Genomic DNA, 6698 nt, shown 5'->3' on the forward strand with positions numbered 1-6698 from the left:
GGCCCATGTCAGCATCACCGCAACTGAACGATGACGCGCAGACCCTGTCGATCACCGAGGTATCCCACAGAACCGGCCTGTCCGCCCACACCCTTCGCTACTACGATAAGGCCGGGCTCGTCCAAGCCGTCCGCCGCAGCCCTGTCGGCGTGCGCCGGTACGCGACCGCCGACATGGACTGGCTCGCCTTCCTGATGCGCCTGCGCGACACGGGTATGTCGATCGCCGACATGAAACTGTTCGCCGAACTGCGCAGGGCCGGCGACGAAAGCATCGCCGCAAGGCTGGAATTACTGAGCGACCATCGCAAGGTCGTCGACCAGCGCTTACGGATCCTGCGTTCGAGCATGCGTGCGCTGGACAAGAAGATCGCGCACTACCGAGCCCTCCTGGAGGGCAGGTGAACGCGGCAGCGGATCCCCTTCGACCCTCGAGCCCGCCCGGTGGGAGGGCAGGCGCGGGTGCCATGCGCATGCCCGGTGGGGCGCGGGCGAACGTCGTACGACGTCTACTGGGCGTGGTTCTGCTGGCGCTGACAGCCGGGTGCGCCGGCGAGACGAGTCGGACGCCCCCTACCGGCGCCCCGCCGCTCGCTTCGTCCGGAGCCGCGTCCGCGGCGATCCACACCGGCTTCTCCGCGCCGACCGGTCTGGCGTTCGCCCCGGACGGGACGCTGTACGTCTCCAACTGGTCGGGCGGGACGGTCGAACGTGTCACCCCGGACGGCGCGCGCTCGACGTTCGCGGAGGTGAGTGCGCCCGCCGGGCTGGCCCTGGACACCAAGGGCAACCTTTACGTCGCCAGTTACTCCGACGACACCGTGTACCGGATCAGCCCGGCAGGGCGGCGCCAGGAGTTCGCGACGGGATTTCACACCCCGACAGGCATCGGTTTCGACTCGCGCGGCAACCTGCTGGTCTGCAACCGGGCCAGCAACGAGATCATGCGAGTCGCCCCCGACGGCACGGTGAGCAGGGTAGCCGGTGGGCTCAGCACGCCCGTCGGCGTGGCCGAGGACGCACGGGGCACGATCTTCGTGGCCAACTACACGGGCGGGACCCTGTCACGCATCGGCCGCGACGGCCGGGTGACCACGCACTCCGATGACTTTGACGGGCTCGGAGTCGGTCTGGTCGTCGGCCGGGACAATCGCCTGTACGCCACGGATCGGGCAGCGGGCGCCATCAAGCGGGTGGATCAGGACGGAAGAGCCGTCGCGGTCATGTCGGGCCTCGGCTCACCCGTCGCGCTCGGTGTGAACGCCGCCGGCACCATCTACACGGCGACCTGGGATGACGGCGCCCTCTACCAGGTGCCCGCTTGACCGGCGGCTCAGGCATCTGCCGGGTCCTTCAGAGGGCGCCCAGGGCTTGACGCTTGGCGAGCCTCAAGCTCGATGCCTTCGACACGCCTGGCCGGCTCCCAGCGCGGAGGGGCAAGGTGGCTGCGCGTCAAGCCGCAGGAAGGGCGGCGGTGATGCGGCTCGCGAGACCTTCGCGCATGGCGATCGTCGCGGTCCGGTTCATCGCGCGGACCGTCGATGGGGCCCTGGCAGGACACATCCCAACGTTGCCGGGACCGCCATCCCGACGCGTCGAAGAGGTCGACTTTTGCGTTCGGTTGATGTTTTCTGGTCAGCCCTGCGCCTGTCTCCCGCATGGCATAAAACGCCATTTATATGGCGTCATCGGTCCTGGACGCCATATTTCGGCAAAGATTAACTTGACCGGTAAAAATCACCGTACGCCAGGAGAGGGGTGCGCCGCATGAAGAAGACGATTGTTCACAATGACCCTCTGGACAGGGCCAAGCAGAGTCCGGCCAGCAGGGCATGGAAGACATCCGGATGGGAAGTCATCGTGCCCCACACGAAGTAGGAACACCCCGGCAACCACTCCGACGATCGGGGTGGTTGCTCCTTTTCCTGCGGCGGCTCGGGGCAGGCGGCCCTCGGCAGGCCACTGCCTCCACCGGCGCCGCCCTGATGCTCATGGAAAGCACACGATCACTGAGGACTCTCGTGCGTATCTTCCTCGTCAACATGCCATGGGCGATGATCGACGCGCCATCCCTGGCGCTTGGCATCCTGCGCAACGCCGCCGTGGCTGCCGTCCCTGACGCCGAGGTGACCGTGGTGCACGCCAATCTCGACTACGTCGACTGGGTCGTGGGCCGGCATCGGTTCACCACGCATGACTACCACTACTACTGCATCGACAGTTACTTCTCCGGAGTCGGCGACTGGGTCTTTTCCTCCGCGCTCTACCACGACCCGCAATGGCGGACAGGCGAGCCGAGCGAGGAGACATGGCTCACTGACGAGCGTCACAGGCTCAGCCTCGACCTGCACGCCTCGGCCCCGGAGTTCGTCGAGGAACTCGCCGCCAGAATCGTGGCGGCCGAGCCGGACGTGGTGGGCTTTACTTCTACGTTCCAGCAGAACACGGCGGCGCTGGCCACAGCGCAGGCGGTCAAGCGGGCCTCGCCGCAGGTGCGTGTCGCCTTCGGTGGGGCCAACTGCGACGGCGCCCAGGGTGCGGCCCTGCACCGCAACTTCCCCTTCGTGGACTACGTGATTCGCGGTGAGGGAGACGTGGCGTTCCCCGCGCTGCTGAAGGTGCTGGCAGGCCCGGAGCTCGCCGAGCCCACCGCCGCAGCCGCAGATCCCGCGGCGCTCGCCGATATCCCGGGCCTGTGCTGGCGAGGGCCGGACGGCGACCACCACGCGAACCCCATGACCGGCCGAGCACTGCCGCCGAGCGAGATCGTGACCCCGGACTACGACGGATTCTTCGAGCGGCTGGAGTCGTCGGCGGCCCAAGACTGGGTGGAGCCGAAGCTGGTCGTCGAAAGCGCCCGCGGATGCTGGTGGGGCCAGAAGCACCACTGCACCTTCTGCGGGCTCAACGGGTCGTTCATGGAATTCCGCAGCAAGAACCCCGCGGCGTTTTACGACGAGATCATCCGGCTGGTCCGCCGCCACAAGGTGCTCGACATGTACGTGGTGGACAACATCCTCGACATGGGCTATCTCACCACGCTCATACCCAGGCTGGCGGAGTCCAGCTACGATCTGCGGCTGCACTACGAGATCAAGTCCAACCTCAGGCGCGACCAGCTGAGAGCGTTGGCCGGTGCCGGCGTGGTCAGCGTTCAGCCAGGCATAGAGAACCTGAGCAGCCGGGTCCTGAAGATCATGGACAAGGGTGTCTCCGGGTGCCAGAACGTACGGCTGCTGCGCGACGCCTACGGCACCGGCCTGACACTGACCTGGAACTACCTCTACGGCTTTCCCGGCGAGCGGCCTGAGGACTACCTCCCGCTGATCGCGCAGTTCCCGGCCCTGCACCATCTTCCCCCGCCCGACGTGGTGACCAGGCTCGTGATCGAGCGGTTCAGCCCGTACTTCGACCGGCCCGAGCTTGGCTTCGCGCCGCTGGAGCCCGCCTCCCAGTACCACCGGATCTACGACCTCCCGAATGAGGAGTTGATGGACCTGGCGTACATGTTCGCCGCACCGCGCCACGGGATCGACGAGTCGGTCGCCGACGTGCTGCGGGAGGCGGTGGGGGAGTGGCAGCGGGCGTATGCCGAGAGCCGGTTCGGCTACCTCGACCTGGGCGACTCGATCGTGCTGGTCAGTCGGCGCGCGCGATTCGACTGGACCGTACATTCGCTGCGCGACCCGGCAGAGGTGGCCGCCTTCCGGCTGCTCGACCAGCCGCGTACGGTCCCCGGACTGGTGCGTGAACTCGCGGGCTCGGTGACGGAGCCCGAAGCCGACGCGTTGCTCGACCGATGGTGCCGGCTGGGCATCGCCTTCGCCGACGCCGGTCACTATGTCCATGTCGCCGCAGTGGCCGACAACCAGGAGCTGCTCCGCATCGGTCAGCGCCTTGACGGATCGAGCCCAGACCTCTTCGACCATCTCCCACCGACGGCAACCTCCCCGGTGCCCGCGACATGACGGCGCCGGGTTCGCTGACGCTGACCTTGTGGCACCACCACGACCAGGAGCTGCTCCGGCTTCCGGCCGTCGCCATGGGCAGCCGTCGGGTCGGCGCAGGCGACCCGACAGCGGAACTGGCCGCCACGCTCTACCACCAGGGAGTACGGCGAGTCGCCCTCGATCGCCCGGTCGATCTGACCGACCGACAGGGTGCCGCCACCGTGGTCGGGTGGTTGCTGCTGTTGACCGAGCTCACGAGCTGGGCACTGGTCGTCGACTGGGACGTACGGCTGGGCCCGGCTCTGGAGAACTGGCGGCTGCTCAGCCACCTTTACCCGCCCCGGGCGGTGCTGGACTCGGCGGGCGGCGATGTCGGGGACGACTGGCGCGAGGAGTTCTACCTCGGTAAATGTATGTGGCGGCAGGGACCAGGGTTCGTGGAGGTACGGGACCGGCGGCCAGGTTCGCTGGCCCGCTACGTCATCGACGACGTCGACTACCTGCGGGCAGTCGACAGGCTCTCGTCGAGCTGCCGCGCCGGCCAGGTGCCGGCTGCGGTACTCGACGACCTGGTCAGCGAAGGGCTGGTGGGTCAGGTGGGAGACATTGCCTGGTGGATGCCGTACCGGGTACGCCGCTGGCCGTGGGGCGGTATGGTGATCTGACCGCATCGAACCAACCACCACGCGACGCCGACTCCCGGCGGAGTAAGACCCGGCGCGGCGGTTGCGCCCACGGGAGTCGTGTACGGGTTTGACTCCGTTCATCACCTTGATGCCCGCGAGGGAAGGTCGATGTGACAGACCAAAGCCCTGGTCGATCAGGGGTTCAAGAACACGGTCTCCGACCATGGAGCCGGGCTCGGGATCGACACCGGCGCCTGGCCCGCGACCATGACTACCTGCCGGCCTGCTCTCGACAGATCCTGGACGCCTGACTAGAGCGGCCCGGCATCCAGACACCGCGCCGTCTGAGACCCGACCGCCGCGCCAGACGGCCACAGAGGGCGGCTCAAGGCTGCTGAGGGCGCTGCACGCCGGGTTGAACGGCTGGATCCCGCACAGCACCGGGATCCAGCCCTCAGGCCCATCACACCGGACCTACTTGCCCGCCAGCCTCGCGCGCACCGTGGCCGCGACCCGGCCGCCCTCGGCCCGACCGGCGACCTTCGGGTTGACGGCCTTCATGACCTGCCCCATCGCCTGCGGCCCCGACGCGCCCGTCTCGGCGATGGCGGCATCGACCAGCGCCGCCAGCTCGTCGTCCGACAACTGGGCGGGCAGGTATTCCTCCAGCACCGCCTGCTCGTCGAGCTCCGCCTGCGCCTGCTCGGCCCGCCCCGCGTTGCCGAACGCCTCCGCCGCCTCGCGCCGCTTCTTGGCCTCCTTGGTCAGCACCTTGATGATCTCGTCATCGGTCAGCTCCCTGGCCTCCTTGCCGGAGACCTCCTCGACGTTGACCGCCGCCAGGGCCATGCGAATCGTCCGGAGGCGTACGTCGTCCCGGCTCTTCAGCGAAGCCGTCAGATCGGCCTTCAGCTTGTCTTTCAATGCGCTCATGCGCACCATCTTGCCGCCTGCGTGAACGCCCCGCGCCGGATGTCGGGCATCATGAATGGGTGAGGAAAGCCGTCGCAGTGCCACTGTCCATGCTCGGTCTCGGCCTGGCCGGACTGGGTTACGCCTCCGTGGTGGAGCGCAACTGGTTCCGCCTGCGCCGTTTCGACGTACCCGTGCTGGAGCGCGGCCACCGTCCCGTGCGCATCCTCCACCTGTCCGACCTGCACCTGACGCCCGGGCGCTCGATGCTCATCAAATGGGTGCGCTCCCTGGGCGACCTGGAGCCCGACCTGGTCGTCAACACCGGCGACTCGATCGCGCACCCGAAGGCCGTCCCGGCCCTCCTGCACGCCCTCGAGCCCTTGCTGTCCCGCCCCGGCCTGTTCGTCTACGGCTCCAACGACCTCTACGCCCCCCAGCCGAAAAACCCGGCCCGCTACCTGTGGCGCACCTCCAGGAACGAACGCCGCCAGCAGGTCCCCAACCTGCCGTGGGAAGAGCTGGGCGCGGGCATGGCGTCCGAGGGCTGGCTCGACATGAACAACACCACGGCCCGCATCAAGGTGGCCGACCTCGACGTGGCCGTGGCGGGCATCCACGACTCCCACATCTCCCGAGACCGCTACGACCTCGTGGCCGGCCCCGCTCCCGCGGACGCCGACCTGCGGCTCGGCGTCATGCACTCCCCCGAGCCGCGCAACATGACCCGCTTCGCCGACGACGGCTACCAACTCCTGCTGGCCGGCCACACCCATGGGGGCCAGCTCTGCATCCCGTTCTACGGCGCCCTGGTCACCAACTGCGGCATCGACCGCGCCAGGGTGAAAGGGCTGAGCCGCCACGATTCGGCCTGGCTGCACGTGTCCGCCGGCCTCGGCACCTCGCCGTACGCACCGGCCCGGTTCGCCTGCTTCCCCGAAGCGACGCTCCTGACACTGGTCCCCCGACGCTAAAGGCGGTCACAACCACCTTGGGAGTCCGCTAGACTTTTCCAAGCACGTGCACGACGGCGTGCGACCGGGGTGTAGCGCAGCTTGGCAGCGCGCTTCGTTCGGGACGAAGAGGTCGTGGGTTCAAATCCCGCCACCCCGACAGTGTGATGTCTCAGGACATCGGAAACCCTCGAACCTACGGGTTCGGGGGTTTCGTCGTGTTGGGGTTTGCCTGGGGTTGGTAGTCACGGGTGGGGT

At 67.9% G+C, this 6698-nt stretch carries 6 protein-coding genes and 1 tRNA gene; 6 read left to right on the forward strand and 1 reads right to left on the reverse strand.

Going from position 1 to position 6698, the window contains the following annotated elements; all coding sequences use genetic code 11:
* The first annotated feature begins 5 nt into the window (after nt 1–5).
* From ACZ6SA_RS07690 to ACZ6SA_RS07705, 4 genes are all read left to right on the forward strand, one after another.
* Nucleotides 6–404 (forward strand): MerR family transcriptional regulator, encoded by a 399-nt coding sequence (locus tag ACZ6SA_RS07690; RefSeq protein ID WP_465827082.1) that lies wholly within the window; start codon nt 6–8, stop codon nt 402–404.
* 62 nt (nt 405–466) lie between these two features.
* On the forward strand, nt 467–1324 hold the full coding sequence (locus tag ACZ6SA_RS07695; RefSeq protein ID WP_465827083.1) for a Vgb family protein: 858 nt from the start codon (nt 467–469) through the stop codon (nt 1322–1324).
* A gap of 696 nt (nt 1325–2020) precedes the next feature.
* A complete protein-coding gene (locus tag ACZ6SA_RS07700; RefSeq protein WP_465827085.1) occupies nt 2021–3967 on the forward strand; it encodes a RiPP maturation radical SAM C-methyltransferase in 1947 nt (648 codons plus the stop codon).
* Nucleotides 3964–4614, forward strand: a complete 651-nt coding sequence (locus ACZ6SA_RS07705; RefSeq protein WP_465827087.1) for a DUF5825 family protein — start codon at nt 3964–3966, stop codon at nt 4612–4614. The genes ACZ6SA_RS07700 and ACZ6SA_RS07705 overlap by 4 nt, the downstream gene beginning before the upstream one ends.
* 435 nt (nt 4615–5049) lie before the next feature.
* Here ACZ6SA_RS07705 and ACZ6SA_RS07710 read toward each other — a convergent pair whose 3' ends face one another.
* Nucleotides 5050–5508 carry a GatB/YqeY domain-containing protein gene (locus ACZ6SA_RS07710; RefSeq protein ID WP_347650878.1) on the reverse strand — a complete coding sequence of 153 codons (459 nt, stop codon included), beginning with the start codon at nt 5506–5508 and terminating at the stop codon, nt 5050–5052.
* A gap of 89 nt (nt 5509–5597) precedes the next feature.
* Here ACZ6SA_RS07710 and ACZ6SA_RS07715 point away from each other — a divergent pair, with 89 nt between their 5' ends.
* Both ACZ6SA_RS07715 and ACZ6SA_RS07720 read left to right on the forward strand, forming a co-directional pair.
* Nucleotides 5598–6461: a metallophosphoesterase gene (locus ACZ6SA_RS07715; protein WP_465827102.1), complete on the forward strand. Its 864-nt coding sequence runs from the start codon at nt 5598–5600 to the stop codon at nt 6459–6461.
* Nucleotides 6462–6526: 65 nt separating this feature from the next.
* Nucleotides 6527–6600, forward strand: a tRNA-Pro gene (locus ACZ6SA_RS07720).
* The last annotated feature ends 98 nt before the right edge of the window (nt 6601–6698 follow it).

The organism is Nonomuraea sp. NPDC049378, assembly GCF_055586745.1.

Coding starts and splice junctions, on each gene's coding strand:
- ACZ6SA_RS07690 (WP_465827082.1), top strand. CDS start 6: ATGTCAGCATCACCGCAACTGAACGATGACGCGCAGACCCTGTCGATC.
- ACZ6SA_RS07695 (WP_465827083.1), top strand. CDS start 467: ATGCGCATGCCCGGTGGGGCGCGGGCGAACGTCGTACGACGTCTACTG.
- ACZ6SA_RS07705 (WP_465827087.1), top strand. CDS start 3,964: ATGACGGCGCCGGGTTCGCTGACGCTGACCTTGTGGCACCACCACGAC.
- ACZ6SA_RS07710 (WP_347650878.1), bottom strand. CDS start 5,508: ATGAGCGCATTGAAAGACAAGCTGAAGGCCGATCTGACGGCTTCGCTG.
- ACZ6SA_RS07715 (WP_465827102.1), top strand. CDS start 5,598: ATGCTCGGTCTCGGCCTGGCCGGACTGGGTTACGCCTCCGTGGTGGAG.